Annotated in this window: 19 protein-coding genes and 1 riboswitch; of the genes, 9 read left to right on the forward strand and 10 right to left on the reverse strand. The window is 59.6% G+C overall.

Features of this window, described 5'->3' with window-relative positions:
• Window positions 1-9: 9 nt before the first annotated feature.
• Complete coding sequence (locus tag GVO84_RS08065) at window positions 10-1251, forward strand: pyridoxal-phosphate-dependent aminotransferase family protein (protein ID WP_159513839.1); 1242 nt, start codon at window positions 10-12, stop codon at window positions 1249-1251.
• On the forward strand, window positions 1248-2477 hold the full coding sequence (hpxK, locus tag GVO84_RS08070; protein WP_159513840.1) for an allantoate amidohydrolase: 1230 nt from the start codon (window positions 1248-1250) through the stop codon (window positions 2475-2477). Before GVO84_RS08065 ends, hpxK begins: the two co-directional genes overlap by 4 nt.
• 84 nt (window positions 2478-2561) lie before the next feature.
• On the opposite strand, the gene GVO84_RS08075 is transcribed toward hpxK, so the two are convergent.
• On the reverse strand, window positions 2562-3563 hold the full coding sequence (locus GVO84_RS08075; protein ID WP_023311069.1) for a magnesium transporter: 1002 nt from the start codon (window positions 3561-3563) through the stop codon (window positions 2562-2564).
• Window positions 3564-3623: 60 nt separating this feature from the next.
• Window positions 3624-3793, reverse strand: a riboswitch (M-box (ykoK) riboswitch).
• Window positions 3794-3952: 159 nt separating this feature from the next.
• Between GVO84_RS08075 and GVO84_RS08080 the strand changes: the two genes are divergently transcribed.
• On the forward strand, window positions 3953-4456 hold the full coding sequence (locus GVO84_RS08080; protein ID WP_159513841.1) for a DedA family protein: 504 nt from the start codon (window positions 3953-3955) through the stop codon (window positions 4454-4456).
• 1 nt (window position 4457) lies between these two features.
• Here the strand turns inward: GVO84_RS08080 and GVO84_RS08085 are convergent, their stop codons facing one another.
• Window positions 4458-5207 (reverse strand): SDR family oxidoreductase, encoded by a 750-nt coding sequence (locus GVO84_RS08085; protein WP_121425835.1) that lies wholly within the window; start codon window positions 5205-5207, stop codon window positions 4458-4460.
• Window positions 5208-5307: 100 nt separating this feature from the next.
• Between GVO84_RS08085 and GVO84_RS08090 the strand changes: the two genes are divergently transcribed.
• Window positions 5308-5667, forward strand: a complete 360-nt coding sequence (locus GVO84_RS08090; RefSeq protein ID WP_121425836.1) for a winged helix-turn-helix transcriptional regulator — start codon at window positions 5308-5310, stop codon at window positions 5665-5667.
• Between the two features lies 1 nt (window position 5668).
• Here GVO84_RS08090 and GVO84_RS08095 read toward each other — a convergent pair whose 3' ends face one another.
• Window positions 5669-6463: an SDR family NAD(P)-dependent oxidoreductase gene (locus tag GVO84_RS08095; RefSeq protein ID WP_159513842.1), complete on the reverse strand. Its 795-nt coding sequence runs from the start codon at window positions 6461-6463 to the stop codon at window positions 5669-5671.
• Between the two features lie 124 nt (window positions 6464-6587).
• A complete protein-coding gene (locus GVO84_RS08100) occupies window positions 6588-7031 on the reverse strand; it encodes a winged helix-turn-helix transcriptional regulator (RefSeq protein WP_159513843.1) in 444 nt (147 codons plus the stop codon).
• A gap of 152 nt (window positions 7032-7183) precedes the next feature.
• On the opposite strand from GVO84_RS08100, the gene agp reads away from it, so the two are divergent.
• Window positions 7184-8425: a bifunctional glucose-1-phosphatase/inositol phosphatase gene (agp, locus tag GVO84_RS08105; RefSeq protein ID WP_159513844.1), complete on the forward strand. Its 1242-nt coding sequence runs from the start codon at window positions 7184-7186 to the stop codon at window positions 8423-8425.
• 33 nt (window positions 8426-8458) lie between these two features.
• On the opposite strand, the gene GVO84_RS08110 is transcribed toward agp, so the two are convergent.
• Both GVO84_RS08110 and wrbA read right to left on the reverse strand, forming a co-directional pair.
• A complete protein-coding gene (locus GVO84_RS08110) occupies window positions 8459-8686 on the reverse strand; it encodes a YccJ family protein (RefSeq protein ID WP_008499832.1) in 228 nt (75 codons plus the stop codon).
• A gap of 20 nt (window positions 8687-8706) precedes the next feature.
• Window positions 8707-9303, reverse strand: a complete 597-nt coding sequence (gene wrbA, locus GVO84_RS08115; RefSeq protein WP_121425840.1) for an NAD(P)H:quinone oxidoreductase — start codon at window positions 9301-9303, stop codon at window positions 8707-8709.
• A gap of 390 nt (window positions 9304-9693) precedes the next feature.
• Here wrbA and GVO84_RS08120 point away from each other — a divergent pair, with 390 nt between their 5' ends.
• The 4 genes from GVO84_RS08120 (at window position 9694) to GVO84_RS08135 (ending at window position 11760) form a co-directional block, all read left to right on the forward strand.
• Window positions 9694-9867, forward strand: a complete 174-nt coding sequence (locus tag GVO84_RS08120) for a general stress protein (protein ID WP_024909630.1) — start codon at window positions 9694-9696, stop codon at window positions 9865-9867.
• Between the two features lie 116 nt (window positions 9868-9983).
• Complete coding sequence (locus GVO84_RS08125; RefSeq protein WP_159513845.1) at window positions 9984-10901, forward strand: DMT family transporter; 918 nt, start codon at window positions 9984-9986, stop codon at window positions 10899-10901.
• A gap of 61 nt (window positions 10902-10962) precedes the next feature.
• On the forward strand, window positions 10963-11232 hold the full coding sequence (locus GVO84_RS08130; protein ID WP_008499829.1) for a DUF1778 domain-containing protein: 270 nt from the start codon (window positions 10963-10965) through the stop codon (window positions 11230-11232).
• A gap of 6 nt (window positions 11233-11238) precedes the next feature.
• Complete coding sequence (locus GVO84_RS08135; protein ID WP_159513846.1) at window positions 11239-11760, forward strand: GNAT family N-acetyltransferase; 522 nt, start codon at window positions 11239-11241, stop codon at window positions 11758-11760.
• Between the two features lie 60 nt (window positions 11761-11820).
• Here the strand turns inward: GVO84_RS08135 and rutG are convergent, their stop codons facing one another.
• The 4 genes from rutG to rutD are packed head-to-tail and all read right to left on the reverse strand — an operon-like array spanning window position 11821 to window position 15069.
• The gene (rutG, locus tag GVO84_RS08140) at window positions 11821-13143 is read right to left on the reverse strand and encodes a pyrimidine utilization transport protein G (RefSeq protein WP_159513847.1); all 1323 of its coding nucleotides are present in this window, start codon (window positions 13141-13143) and stop codon (window positions 11821-11823) included.
• Window positions 13144-13164: 21 nt separating this feature from the next.
• Window positions 13165-13659 carry an NADH-dependent FMN reductase RutF gene (rutF, locus tag GVO84_RS08145; protein WP_023292823.1) on the reverse strand — a complete coding sequence of 165 codons (495 nt, stop codon included), beginning with the start codon at window positions 13657-13659 and terminating at the stop codon, window positions 13165-13167.
• Between the two features lie 9 nt (window positions 13660-13668).
• The gene (locus GVO84_RS08150; protein ID WP_121425844.1) at window positions 13669-14259 is read right to left on the reverse strand and encodes a malonic semialdehyde reductase; all 591 of its coding nucleotides are present in this window, start codon (window positions 14257-14259) and stop codon (window positions 13669-13671) included.
• A gap of 9 nt (window positions 14260-14268) precedes the next feature.
• A complete protein-coding gene (gene rutD / locus GVO84_RS08155; protein WP_159513848.1) occupies window positions 14269-15069 on the reverse strand; it encodes a pyrimidine utilization protein D in 801 nt (266 codons plus the stop codon).
• Between the last annotated feature and the right edge of the window lie 7 nt (window positions 15070-15076).

Genomic DNA, 15076 nt, shown 5'->3' on the forward strand with positions numbered 1-15076 from the left:
GACTTAACAATGGATATCGCACGCTTTCCGCAAATCAACCCGCCCCAGCGCCTGCTGATGGGGCCGGGCCCGATCAACGCCGACCCGCGCGTGCTGCGCGCCATGTCGAGCCAACTGATCGGCCAGTACGATCCGGCCATGACCCACTACATGAACGAGGTGATGGCGCTCTATCGCGGTGTGTTCCGCACCGAGAACCGCTGGACGATGCTGGTGGACGGCACCTCCCGCGCGGGAATTGAAGCCATTCTGGTCTCCGCCATTCGCCCAGGGGATAAGGTGCTGGTGCCGGTCTTTGGCCGCTTTGGTCATCTGCTGTGCGAAATTGCCCGCCGCTGCCGCGCGGAGGTGCATACCATTGAGGTGCCGTGGGGCGAGGTGTTCACCGCGGACCAGGTTGAGGATGCGATTAAGCGTATTCGCCCGCGCCTGCTGCTGACCGTGCAGGGCGACACCTCCACCACCATGCTGCAGCCGCTCGCCGAGCTGGGTGCCATCTGCCGCCGTTATGACGTGCTGTTTTACACTGACGCCACCGCGTCGCTCGGCGGTAACGCGCTGGAGACCGACGCCTGGGGACTGGACGCCGTCTCGGCCGGGATGCAGAAATGCCTCGGCGGCCCGTCGGGCACCTCGCCGATCACCCTGAGCGCGCGCATGGAAGAGGCGATCCGCCGCCGCAAATGCGTTGAGGAGGGCATTCGCACCGACGCCCACCGCGACGGTGACGAGGAGATGATCTACTCCAACTATTTCGATCTCGGCATGGTGATGGACTACTGGGGGCCGGAGCGGCTGAACCACCACACCGAAGCCACGACCGCGCTGTTTGGTGCCCGCGAATGCGCGCGGCTGATCCTGCAGGAAGGGCTGGATAACGGCATCGTGCGTCATAAGCTGCACGGCGATGCGCTGCTGAAGGGCATTCAGGCGATGGGGCTGGAGACCTTCGGCGACCTGAAGCACAAGATGAACAACGTGCTGGGCGTGGTGATACCGCAGGGCGTCAACGGCGACCAGGTGCGCAAGCTGATGCTGGAGGATTTCGGGATTGAAATCGGCACCTCGTTTGGCCCGCTGCACGGCAAAGTGTGGCGCATTGGCACCATGGGCTACAACGCGCGCAAAGACTGCGTGATGACCACCCTGAGCGCGCTGGAGTCGGTGCTGAACTACCTGAAATTCACCACCACGCAGGGTGCCGCCATGCAGGCCGCGTGGGACCACTATCGCCGCGAGACGCCGCAATGAGCCCGGCGGCAGAACGGGTGATGGCGCGCGCCGACGCGCTGGCCGCCATCAGCGAAACCCCGGATGCGCTGACGAGGGTGTACCTTTCGGCGCAGCATCTTCAGGCCAACCAGCTGGTCGGCGAGTGGATGCGCCAGGCGGGCATGACCGTCTGGCAGGACAGCGTGGGCAATATCTGTGGACGCTATGAGGGCGCGCAGGAGGGGGCGCAGGCGGTGCTGCTCGGCTCGCATCTGGACACCGTGCGCAACGCCGGGCGCTACGACGGCATGCTCGGGGTGCTCACCGCCATTGAGGTGGTGGACAGCCTGCATCAGCAGGGGCTGCATCTGGCGCAGGCCATCGAGATTGTCGGCTTTGGCGACGAAGAGGGGACCCGTTTTGGCATCACCCTGTTGGGCAGCCGGGGCATTACGGGCACCTGGCCGCAGGGCTGGCTGGAGACGTGCGATGCCAGCGGCATCAGCGTGGCGCAGGCGATGGTGCAGGCAGGATTAGATCCCGCCCGCGTGGTGCTGGCGGCACGCCATCAGGACGATTTCAGCGCCTGTCTGGAACTGCACATCGAACAGGGGCCGTGCCTGGAGCAGGAAGGGCTGGCGCTGGGGGTGGTGGAAGCCATTAACGGCGCGCGCCGCCTCAACTGCCGCTTCACCGGCGAGGCCGGACACGCGGGTACCGTGCCGATGGCTCATCGTAAAGATGCCCTGGCCGCCGCCGCCGAATGGATGGTGCTGATCGAAAACACCACCCGACAGCAGGGCGGTCATCGCGTGGCGACGGTCGGGGAACTGCGCTGCCTGCCCGGTGCGGTCAACGTTATTCCGGGCGAGGTTGCGCTCTCGCTGGATATTCGCGGCCCGCAGGATGGCCCGCTTGACGCGCTGCTCGCGGAACTGCTGGCGCAGGCGCAGGCCATTGCCGCTCGTCGCGGGCTGAGCTTCAGCGCCGAGGAGTTTTATCGTATCGCCGCCACGCCGTGCGATGCGCGTTTGCAGGAGCTGCTGGGACAGGCCGTTGAATCGGTCCAGGGGCGCTCATTATCGCTGCCGAGCGGTGCCGGGCATGACACCATCGCGCTGGCAGAACGCTGGCCGGTCGGCATGCTGTTTGTGCGCTGCAAAGGGGGCGTCAGCCATCATCCGGCAGAATCGGTGATGGCTGAGGATGTTGCCCTGGCGATTGAGGCGTTTGGGTTGGCGGTGAGATCGCTTGGTGCGGCCTGAGTAGTGCCCGGCGGCGCTACGCTTGCACGGGCCAACGGGATGGGTAGGCCGGGTAAGCGCAGCGCCACCCGGCAAGAAATCACATCACTCCAGCCCCAGCGTATATTGCGCAATCTTAAAGTAGATAATCAGCCCGGTGCCATCGATAAGCGTCGCGATGAACGGCGCGGAGACGACCGCCGGGTCAATGCCGCAGCGCTTGAGCACCATCGGGATGACGGACGACACAATCGCGCTCCACAGCGTAATGCACACCAGCGTCAGGCTGACGATAAGCGTGATTTCCAGCCCAATCCCCATCATCCATGCGCGAATGCACCCGGCGACACCGAGCGTGGCGGCAATCATCAGCGAGGTGGTCATCTCTTTACGCAGCACGCGGCCAACGTCGCGCAGACGGACTTCCCCCAGCGCCATGGCGCGCACCAGCGTGGAGGTGATTTGCGTGCCGCTGTTGCCGCCCGTGCCGATCAGCAGCGGAATGAAGAACGCCAGCGCGATGGCGGACTCCAGCGCCTCTTCAAAATGCTGGATCACCGAGCTGGTATAGGCCTCCGCGACAAACAGCAGCAGCAGCCAGACGGAGCGTTTCTTCCACAGGCTGTACGGGCTGGTGTCCAGATAGGGCTTCTCCAGCGGTAGCGTCGCCCCCTGAAGCTGTGCGTCTTCGGTGACGTCATCTTCCAGCAGATGGGCGATTTCGCGCTCGGTCAGGCAGCCGACGAGCTTGCCGTGGGTGACCACGGGCACCACGTCCGCGCCGCCGTGCGCCAGCAGTCCGGCAACGTCGGCACGTTCATCCTCCGGTTTGACCTGCAAAAACTGCGAAATCATCAGCGATTTCACCGGCTGTACAGTATCCGCGGTCTGCAGCAATTTACGCACGGCAATCATGCCCGCCAGGCGGCCATTGTCTTCAATAAAAATATGAGACGGAATATCGTCGTCTTTTAATTTTTCGAAGAATTGCTCGCGCGCCAGCGCCACGCATAATGAAATATCGAGGACAATAAAATCGGTATTCATATATTGCGCGATCGCGCTGTCATTGAATGCCAGGTTTTGGTTGTGAATAGCGTAAGACATAGTGAATTCCCTTTGAATAATAACATCTCTCAGGGGCGAGCAAGACAGGGCATGTCGAAGAGGAGATCCCCACGTCCTGGGTTCAGCACTGTACACCGTATCCCGTGAGGGAAGTTATACTGACAAAGCCTTGATTCGACAGTGCCTGTTTTACCCTGTGCCGGTTCTCTCGAACCCACCAGAGCGATAACGTGTATTTGTACAGGAGCCTCGCCATAACGAGATCGTTGTAAAACGAGAGAAATAATACGCTTATTTGATATTGCCGCTCGGGAAATTAAATAATGTTTAAGAACGGTTTAGGAGAATGTTATTAATAAAGCGTTGACGGTTTATTTAAGGTAATTCATTTCTAATAAAGGATTATATAATCAACGGAGGAGGAGGAAATGGCGTGGTTTGATAATCTGCTGAATCATTTTGCGCTCTATCCGGCACATCTTTTCGCGCTGTTATTTATGATGGCGCTGAGTAAATCGACGGTGCTGATCTCCTCCGTGCTGCCGCCCGCCTCTGTGATGCTGCTGGCGGGCATTACCGTCAGCCAGACGAGTATGCATCCTGTGCTGGCGTGGCTCGCCGTGGTAATGGGAGCAGCGGCGGGTTCGGTGCTGAACTACCATATTGGCCAGCTGATGGGGCACTCCCGGCTGGTCACGCGTTTCACCTCAAAGCATGCCGATAAGTTCTTGCGGGTCCAGCATCAGCTGCAAAAGAACGGGGTCATCGTGCTGTTTACGTCACGCTTTCTGGCGGTGTTGCGCTACATCGTCCCGCTGGCGGCGGGGATGCTCAGGCTGAATGCAGTCAAGGTCTACGCCGTCAGCCTGCTTTCCGCCTGCGCATGGGCGGCGCTGTATGTCGGCATCGTCACCGGCATCAGCGCCTTTTGAGTTATAAACTCCCCATTCCGCCGTCCACCAGCAGCTCCGTTCCCACCGTGTAGCTCGACTCGTCGGACGCCAGATAGAGCGCGGCTTTTGCCAGCTCCGTCGTCGAGCCCATTCTGCCGAGCGGCACCAGCTTGATGACCTCTGCCATCATCGCGTTAAGCGCCTCGTCGCTTAGGCCCGTCTTCGTAAACGCCGGGGTTTCCACCGGGCCGGGGCTCAGGCCGTTAACGCGGATCCCGCGCGGCAGCAGCTCCGCCGAGAGCGTGCGCGCCAGTGACAGCAGGGCGGCCTTGCTCGCGGCATACACGCTGCTGGTGGGCAGGCCGATGCGCGCGCTCACGGAGCCGCAGAGGATCACCGACGACGGGTTATTCAGCAGCGGCAGCAGCGCCTGAATTAAAAAGAACGGTCCCTTCAGGTTGATGCCCATCAGGCGGTCCCAGGCATCCTCCTGCCAGGCTTCCAGCGGCGCGTGCGTCACGTCGCCCGCGTTGAGAAAAACCGCGTCAAGGCGCGGCCAGCGGGCGGCGAGGGTGTCCGCCAGCGCTTTTTGCGACGCGATATCGCCCGCATCGGTTGGGATCACCCAGGCCTTATCGCCAAGAATACGTTCTGCTTCGGCGAGCGTTTCCGGGTTGCGTCCGGTCACGGCGACGTGCGCGCCTTCGGCGATAAACGCCTGCGCGGTGGCGAGGCCGATGCCGCTGGTGCCGCCGGTAATCAGCGTATATTTATCTGTTAAACGACCCATGTTCTTCTCCTGAAATGTCACTGGAGAAAGCACTATAGAAACGTTAGTATCGAAAGGAAACCAGGTACCAAATGGATACTAACGAGGCAAGAGGTGTGCTATGGCAGAAATGCTGGAGGTGTGCTGCGAAAAAAAATCTGAGGCGTATACCTGCCCGATGACGCAGTTTGTCAACCTGATATCCGGTAAGTGGGCGATCCCCATTCTCTACCGCCTGATTGTGTTCAACACGCCCGTACGCTTTGGCGATCTGCTGCGTGCCGCTGCCCCCATCACCCAGAAAGAGCTGACGAAGCAGCTGCGCCTGTTCGAGCAGCGCGGTCTGGTGACGCGGACGGTCTACCCGGAGATCCCGCCGCGCGTGGAGTATCAGATCACCGGGCTGGGGTTAACCCTGCAGGACGCGCTCTCGCCGCTGGCCGCATGGATGAGCGAGTACGGCGACCAGCTTGAGCGTTAGGCTACTGTTTTGCGTAGCGCGGTGCCGGAATGCCGGTGCGCGCGCTGTTGAACAGCTCAAGTCGCGCCGCTTCGTAGCGATCCCACAGGCCGACGTCGTGCATCGGCGGGATGGTGATCGGTTCACCCTGATCCAGACCCGCCAGCGACGCATCCACCATATCGTTGGTGGTCATCACCGAACCTTCCGGCAGATCGTTCACCGTGACGCCCGAATGGCTCCAGATTTCGGTCGCCGTGGCGGCGGGCAGCACGGCCTGAATGCGCACGCTGCTGTCGGCAAACTCTTCCTGTAACCCACGGGTAAAGCTCAGTACCCACGCCTTGGTGGCGCTGTAGAGGGCGCTTCCGGCGCGAACGTGCAGCGCTAACACCGAGGCGATATTGATCAGCGTGCCGCGATTGTTCTGCGCCAGGCGGGGCAGGATGGCGTAGGTCAGACGCATCAGCGCCGTGGTGTTCAGGGTGTTAATGGCCTGATGCTGCGCCACATCGCCCGCGAGGAACGGTGCCATCTGCGCGGTGCCCGCGTTGTTAACGAGCGTATCAATGGCGGTATTGCTGCGCAGCGCCTCTTCCACGGCGCGGATCCCGGTCTCGTCGGTGAGATCGGCCACCAGAATATCGACGGCCACGCCATAGCGCGCGCGCAGGTCGGCAGCGAGGGTTTTCAGACGATCCTCGCGGCGGGCAACCAGCACCAGGTTAGCGCCGCGTGCGGCAAGACGGTCGGCATAAACGGCACCAATCCCGGAAGAGGCGCCCGTAATCAGGGCGGTGGTGATTTGCGTAGTCATCGTGTGTTACCTCAAGGCAAAGTAGTTATTTGGTTTCAATATGAAACTGAATTAACTCTCGGCTATTTGGTTTTATAATGCAACCATATTAGCGAGCATTTTGTGCTTTTGCCGTCGGGAACGATCAGGAGGGGAGTTTAGCCACGATCTGCTCAGGCGTCAGCTCGCGCCCATCGTCGGCGATAAGCGCCAGCTTGCGCAGGGGTTTGCGCTGTTCAGCATCGACCAGCACGGTACCGCATTCGTTTTCAGCAAACAAAAATTCATTGCCCCACTGGGACAGCGCAACCAGCACCGTTTGCAGGGCGCGTCCTTTCTCGGTCAGGACGTACTCCTGCCAGGCGCTGCCGTCGGATGCAGGCTGAAGCCGGAGGATGCCTTCGTCGACCAGCAGCTTCAGCCGCGTGGTCAGCATGTTTTTTGCGATACCGAGGCTTTTCTGGAACTCGCCGAAGCGTTTAATCCCGCGCAGCGCGTCGCGCACGATCAGCAGCGACCACCAGTCGCCGATGATATCCAGCGAGCGGGCGACGGGGCAGGTGCTCTCTTCAAGGCGGGTACGTTTCACGGTCAATTCTCCGGTAGGGTGTGGTTTTATTATAAAACTAATCTGCGCGCGTCGTAAGCAGGTTAATCATCAGTTTGAGAAATGCTTCCCGGAAAATTGTCACCAATCTGTCACACTGAGCGCGACATTTTAAAACGAGTGAGGAATTAGGGATGAGAAAAGCACTACTCGCGCTGGCAGTCGCCGGTTCCATTTCAGCAACGTTTGGCGTGCAGGCGCAAGAGACGCCGGAAGGGTATCAGCTGGAGCAAGTTTTAATCATGAGTCGCCATAACCTGCGCGCGCCGCTCGCCAATAACGGCAGCGTGCTGGAGCAGTCCACGCCGAAGCAGTGGCCGGAGTGGGAGGTGCCGGGCGGTCAGCTCACTACCAAGGGTGGCGTGCTGGAAGTCTATATGGGCCATTATATGCGCGAGTGGCTGGCGCAGCAGGGGATGGTGAAGACGGGAGAGTGTCCAGCGGCGGATAGCGTTTATGCTTATGCCAACAGCCTGCAGCGCACCGTCGCCACCGCGCAGTTCTTTATCACCGGCGCGTTCCCGGGCTGCGACGTTCCCGTGCACCATCAGGAAAAAATGGGCACCATGGATCCGACCTTCAATCCCGTGATTACCGATAACTCGCCAGAATTCCGCGAAAAAGCGCTCAAGGCGATGGAGTCCGAGCGGCAGAAAATGCAGCTTGGCGAAAGCTATAAGCTGCTGGAGCAGTTGACGAACTATGCGGACTCCCCGTCCTGCAAAGAGAAAAAGGTCTGCTCGCTGGCAGACGCGAAAGATACCTTCAGCGCCGACTATGAAAAAGAGCCTGGCGTATCAGGGCCGCTGAAGGTGGGTAACTCGCTGGTGGACGCGTTTACGCTGCAGTATTACGAAGGCTTCCCGGCCGACCAGGTGGCCTGGGGCGAAATTAAAACCGACCAGCAGTGGCGCGTGCTGTCGAAGCTGAAGAACGGCTATCAGGACTCGCTGTTTACCTCCACCGAGGTGGCGCAAAACGTGGCGAAACCGCTGGTGAAGTACATTGATAAAACGCTGGTCACCGAGCAGGCGAAAGCGCCGAAAATCACCCTGCTGGTGGGGCATGACTCGAACATTGCTTCCCTGCTCACCGCGCTGGATTTCAAACCGTATCAGCTGCACGACCAGCAGGAACGTACCCCGATTGGCGGCAAAATTGTCTTCCAGCGCTGGCATGACAAAAATGCCAATCAGGAGCTGATGAAAATTGAGTATGTTTACCAGAGTTCAGAGCAGCTGCGTAACGCCAGCGTGCTGTCGCTGCAGTCGCCTGCGCAGCGCGTGACGCTGGAGCTGAAAGGCTGCCCGGTGGATGCGAACGGCTTCTGTCCTGTCGATAAATTCAATGCGGTTATGAATAACGCGGCGAAGTAAAGGAGAACCCCCCGCTGCGGCGGGGGGAAACGCTTAGACGTTTTTACGTTCGATGGTTTGCTCGCCCCAGAAGAGCGAGTCTTTATCCGTTTTTTCGAAGGCGCGTACCAGCACCTCATCGTTACCTTCCTCCCAAATCTGCTCGGCCAGCTTTTCATCGTACTTCGCGACTTCAAAGATAGCTTCGGCAATCTCCGGAGAGGTGTTGCGTAAACTTGCCCATTCGCCCACGTGGTGAGCTTTGGATTCTTGAGTTGGCATGCTTGTCCTCCTGTTGGGTGTTAGCCGTTCAGTTTTTTGGCCAGACCCGCGACATATTCACCCTGATAGCGGGCGATAGACAGTTCTTCATTGCTTGGCTGACGTGAGCCATCCCCACCGGCAATGGTGGTTGCGCCGTACGGCGTACCGCCACGCACCTGGGAAACGTCAAACAGCTCCTGCGCGCCGTAGCCAATCGGCACAATCACCATCCCGTGATGAGCAAGGGTAGTCCAGGTTGAGGTAATCGTCTGCTCCTGACCGCCGCCGGTGCCGGTAGAGCTGAATACGCTGGCGAGTTTGCCGTAGAGCGCCCCGGATGCCCAAAGTCCGCCGGTTTGATCGAGGAAGGTGCGCATCTGGCCTGACATATTGCCGAAGCGGGTCGGGGTGCCGAAGATAATGGCATCATACTCCGCCAGCTCCTGCGGGGTGGCGACCGGGGCGTTTTGTGTTTTCCCCCCGGCTTTCAGGAAGGCTTCCGCCTGCATGGTTTCCGGTACGCGTTTAACCACAACCTCAACGCCATCAACCCTGTTTGCACCTTCTGCTACCGCGTGAGCCATGGTTTCAATGTGTCCATACATGGAATAATAGAGCACCAGAACTTTTGCCATTTTGCATCACTCCTCGTTGGTTTTTCTTACAGCGGATCGCTGCGTTCTTTTAAAGATATGCCATCACAGCCAGACTGCAAAAATGAACGGCATTTCTTTGATTTATAACAATATGGTTACAAAAAGGCGTTGTAGCAAAATGAAACAACTTTTAGGCGGCGGATTTTTGAAATGATAAGAAAGGCTTATGCATCCCCGTCGCGTCATCTCACCCGAAAGGCTGAGTTCATGTTGCAGAATATTACCTGCGGCTTGCCGGATAGCGGCATTCCACTAAGCTTAGTTTCACGCGGCACAGATAAAGGCACTGTCCTTGTGTTGCGAGGTGAAAGATTCCTCTTTTACTGAATGCAATATGATGTCTAATGTTTCACATTCTGGAGGTTAGAGATGGCAAACCATCGTGGTGGTTCAGGTAATTTCGCAGAAGACCGTGAAAGAGCATCAGAAGCAGGCCGTAAAGGTGGCCAGCATAGCGGGGGCAACTTCAAGAATGACCCGCAACGCGCATCTGAAGCTGGCAAGAAAGGGGGCAAAAACAGCCACGGCAGCAGCAGTAAGTAACACGCCGGGTTGAACCCTGCCGCCGGGATCTCCCGGCGGTTTTTTTATTTCTGCAACATTGAACTGTAACCAAAGGCAACGCACACTAGGGAATTGATCTTAACCGCGAGTGCCGCATGTCTGTCTCACGCTTCAAATTCTCCATAAAACCGCAGGAAGCCATCCTCATTCTCATCACCATGTTCTGGGGCGGGACGTTTCTGGCCGTTCAGTACGCGGTGACCCTCAGCGATCCGTTCTTTTTTGTTGGCCTGCGCTTCGCGACGGCGGCGCTTGCCGTAGGGCTGATTTCGCTTAAAACGCTGCGGGGGCTGACGCTTACAGAGCTTAAGGCCGGCGTGGCGATTGGGGTGGCGATAGCAATGGGCTACAGCCTGCAGACGTGGGGATTGCAGACCATCTCCAGCAGTAAATCCGCGTTTATCACCGCCATGTATGTACCGCTGGTGCCGCTTTTACAGTGGCTCTGTCTCGGCAGAATTCCGGGTCTGATGTCCTGCATTGGCATCGTGCTGGCGTTTATCGGCCTGATCCTGCTGGCCGGGCCGGAAAATAACCTGCTGGCGCTGGGGCCGGGCGAAATCATCACCCTGATTGGGGCGATTGCCATCGCGGCGGAAATTATTCTGATTAGCGCCTGGGCGGGCAAGGTCGACGTCAAGCGGGTGACGGTGGTACAGCTTGCCACCGCGTCGCTGGTGGCGTTTGCGACGATGGTGCCGGCAGGCGAGTCCGTACCGCCGATGTCCACCGGTCTGGTGGTGGTTGCACTGGGGCTGGGTATCTTCAGCGCCATTATTCAGGTCACCATGAACTGGGCGCAGCGCAGCGTATCGCCAACCCGCGCGACGGTGATTTATACCGGTGAACCGGTCTGGGCGGGCATTTTCGGGCGACTGGCCGGGGAGCGTCTGCCGCTGCTGGCCCTGGTGGGCGCGGCATTTATTGTCGCCGGGGTGCTGGTGAGCGAGTTAAAGCTCAGAAAGCGTCGGAGTGAGGTCAGGGATTTGACGGCAAAAGAAGGTTTAGATTGAAAAAATGAACGAGCTTATCTACGATGTGTACGGATAAATACCGTACACGGTGAAGTAAACCATGCCAGCACTTAAAAAACAGCGTATCGATCTTCGCTTAACGGACGAAGACAAAACAATGATTGAAGAAGCGGCGGCGATGACGAACCAGACCATCACCCAGTTTATGGTGAACAGTGCGTCAGAGCGTGCTGCAGAGGTCATTGAGCAGCACCGTCGACTCGTATTAAACGAAGCATCATGGAATGCGGTGATGGATGCCATTGACAATCCGCCTGAGCCAAACGAACGCCTGAAACGAGCAGCAAAACGTCTTCGAAACATGGAGTGAAGCGTCGTGGCAAATCTCACGATCGAAATGTTATCTGAGGGAACCGATTACGACTTCGAGGATTTTGATTGTGGAGAACCCTCGCTAAATGCCTTCCTTGCAGAACACCTGGTACGTCAGCACAATGGTCGTATTTTACGAGCCTACCTGCTTAAAGAGCGCGATCGTTCGCGCGTCCTGGGTTATTACACGTTATCGGGAAGCTGCTTTGAAAGAGCGATGCTTCCTTCTAAGACGCAGCAGCGCCGGATCCCTTATATCAACGTACCCAGTGTGACGCTGGGACGTCTGGCTGTAGATAAAACACTACAGGGAAACGAGTGGGGAACAACGCTCGTTGCGCATGCTATGCGCGTTGTCTACCTGGCATCACAGGCTGTGGGGGTACACGGAATATTTGTTGATGCCCTTAACGAGCAGGCAAAACAATTTTACCTGAAGCAGGGGTTTATCCCTCTGACAGGTGAAAACAGCCATTCTTTGTTCTTCCCTACAAAATCTATCGAACGGCTGTTTGAGCAAGAGTGATAGCTTTACATCCTGGCGTTCTTAAGGAACATCCAGGTCGGGTCACCCGACCTGGAGATTTCAGGAATCCTGATGCACCACGGTGCCCTGCGGCGCGGCGGCCATTCGGCGGCTCAGCAGGGCGTTAAGCAGGATCGCGCCGAAGGTCGCCGTACCAATCCCGCCAATCGTAAACCCGCCCAGCGTCAGGGCAAAATCGCCTGCACCGAGCACCAGCGTGACCGCCACCATAATCAGGTTGCCGTTCTGGCTGAGATCGACCCGATGCTGCACCCAGATACGCGCCCCGGCCACGGCGATCAGCCCAAACACCACAATTGATGCCCCGCCGATAACCGGTGACGGAATGGTGTGGATCAGCGCGCCGAACTTCGGTGAGAATCCGAGCAGCATCGCCATCACCGCCGCCGCCACGAAGACCAGCGTGGAGTAAACTTTGGTCACCGCCATCACGCCGATGTTTTCGGCATAGGTGGTCACGCCGCTGCCGCCCACGGAACCGGAGAGCATGGTCGCCAGCCCGTCACCGACGAACGCGCGGCCCATGTACGGATCCATGCTGCGCCCGGTCATCCCCGCCACGGCTTTCAGGTGGCCTAAGTTCTCTGCCACCAGGATCACCGCCACCGGTGCGATAAGCATCATCGCCTGGGTGTTAAAGGTGGGCGAGGTCACCTTCGGCAGGCCGAACCAGGCGGCCTGATGCAGCAGGGTAAAATCAACCGGCTTGCCCAGACCGAAAACGTTGGCCAGCAGGGCGTAGACCAGACAGGCGACAATCAGCCCAACCAGGATCAGCAGCCGCTGGATCATGCCCCGCGTGAACACCGCCACCAGGCCGATGCACAGCACGGTGATCACAGCCATCCAGCTTTCAAACGGCGAGGCGGAGACGCTCCTGACCGCAATCGGGGCGAGGTTCAGGCCAATCGCCATCACCACGGCGCCCGTCACGACCGGGGGCATCATTCGCTCTATCCAGCGCGTGCCGATTTTCATCACCACCAGACCAATCAGGGTGTACACCAGACCGCAGGCGATGATGCCGCCGAGGGCCACGCTCAGGTTGGGGTTGATCCCCTGGCCGTTAAACCCGGTGGTAGCGATGACCACTCCGACAAAGGCGGCGCTGGATCCGAGATAGCTGGGGACGCGCCCGCCGGTGACGAAAAAGAACAGCAGCGTGCCGATACCCGACATCAAAATAGAGAGGTTGGGGTCCAGCCCCATCAGCATTGGCATCAGCACCGTGGCGCCAAACATGGCGACCGCGTGCTGAACGCCCATCACCATCGTCTGCCCGAGCGGGAGTCGTTGATCCGGCGCGACCACGCCTGCGTCTGTGGAGGTCGATTTCAACTGCCAGTGGGGAAATCCGAACATGGTCTGTCTCCTTAGAGCGGGTTAACAGGCGGGGCGCATAAGCGCGTGGTAGCCGCGGTCAAACCACACCAGACCTTGCGGCGCGGGGTGGCGGATAATCGAAACAATGTCGCAAAACAGAATGTCGTGGGTGCCGACGCTCACCACCTGGCTGATGCGGCAGTCAAACGAGGCCAGCGCATCCTCCAGGCGCGGGCAGCCCGTGTCGCCCGTCTGCCAGCGGGCGGCGGCAAAGCGTTCCTCCATCGGCGTTTTCCCGCCAAACAGATTGGACAGCGGCTCCTGCCCGGCGCTCAGGGTATTCACGCAAAGGGTGCGGTTTTCGCTAAACGTAGGCCAGACGGACGCGCCGCGGTTCAGGCACACCAGCAGGGTGGGCGGTGAATCCGTGACGCTGCACACCGCGCTGGCGGTGAAGCCTGCCAGCCCCGCAGGGCCGTCGGTGGTGATGATATTGACCGCCGCGCCCACGCAGGCCATGGCGTCGCGAAAGGTTTGTTTATCCGGTGTCGTCATAATCACTCCTTACGCCAGCCCGCAGGCATCGTCGAAGTCCAGACGCGGCAGGCGCCCGTAAAGTTTGCGGGTATCGCCGTAGCCAATGTTGATCAGCAGATTGCTTTTAAGCGTGGTGCCGGTGAAAAAGGCCTCGTCGACCTTTTGGCGGTCAAAGCCCGACATAGGGCCGGTGTCCAGCCCCAGGGCGCGACAGGCGAAAATCAGGTAGGCGGCCTGCATTGAGCTGTTGCGAAAGGCGGTCTCTTCCGCATGCGCGGGGCTGGTGGTAAACCAGCTCTTCGCATCGCCGTGCGGGAACAGCTCGGGCAGGCGCTCGAAGAACTCACTGTCCCAGGCGACAATGGCCGTGACCGGGGCGGTGAGCGTTTTCTCGAGGTTGCCGCTGGAGAGCGCCGGACGCAGCTTCTCTTTCCCTTCTGCGCTTCGCACAAACACAATCCGCGCCGGGGAGCAGTTGGCGGACGTTGGCCCCCATTTCATCAGGTCATAAATTTCGCGCAGCGTTTCGTCGCTGACCGGCAGATCCTGCCAGCCGTTGTGGGTGCGGGCGCCGGTGAACAGCGTTTCCAGCGCGGCGGGCGTAATGGCTTCGCTCATTAAAGCTCCTTATAAAGCGGGTTCCGGGCTGTGCAGCAGGCTGGCAAGCCCGTTCAGCAGCAGGGTGTTAAAGGTATCCGGCTCGGTGACGTTACAGGCGTGCCCGCCCTGGCGCATCACCGCGCTGCGGCTGTGCGGGATCGCGGCCTGCAGTTCCGACGAGCAGACGGAGGGCACCAGCATGTCGTCGGCGGAACAGATAATCTGTACCGGACAGCGAATGCGCGCGGCATGGCGGCTGAAGTCGGCCTTTTTCAGGGCGCTGAGCCTGTGCAGCAGGTTGGTTTTACCCTGGAAATGGGCCAGCGCCAGCGCTTCTTCTGCCTCCAGACGGGGAGCGCGGGCGGCCATCCAGTCCGCCGGGTAGAGAAACAGCGGCTGCGCCTCGACCCACGCCTGCGCGCCGCCGTAATGCAGCAGGCGCTCGCGGATCTGAAAGCAGCGGCGGGTGTGGGCGTTGAGGGTCAACCAGCCGTTGACGCATACCAGCGCGGTGAGGGCGTCGGGCCTGTCGAGGGCCAGCTGCAGGCCGACCAGCGCCCCCAGCGCGTGACCCACGACGCTGTAGCGGGCAATCCCGGCATCAGCCAGCGCCTGGGCCAGTTCGTCCGCCATCTGCGCAAGGCTGTACCCTTCCGGCAGGGTGTCAGGGTTATTGCCCGTTCCCCGCTGGTCATAGCACACCACCTGATACTCCGGCTCCAGCGCGGCCAGCTGGGGCAGCCAGTAGCTGCCGCTGCCGCCGAGACCGGAAATAAAGACCACCACGGGCGCGCCCTCAAACGGGGGCGGCGAGACGGAGAGTTTCATACCTGCC

The sequence above is a fragment of the Enterobacter sp. SM3 genome, from assembly GCF_009811935.2.
Lineage (GTDB): Bacteria > Pseudomonadota > Gammaproteobacteria > Enterobacterales > Enterobacteriaceae > Enterobacter > Enterobacter asburiae_D.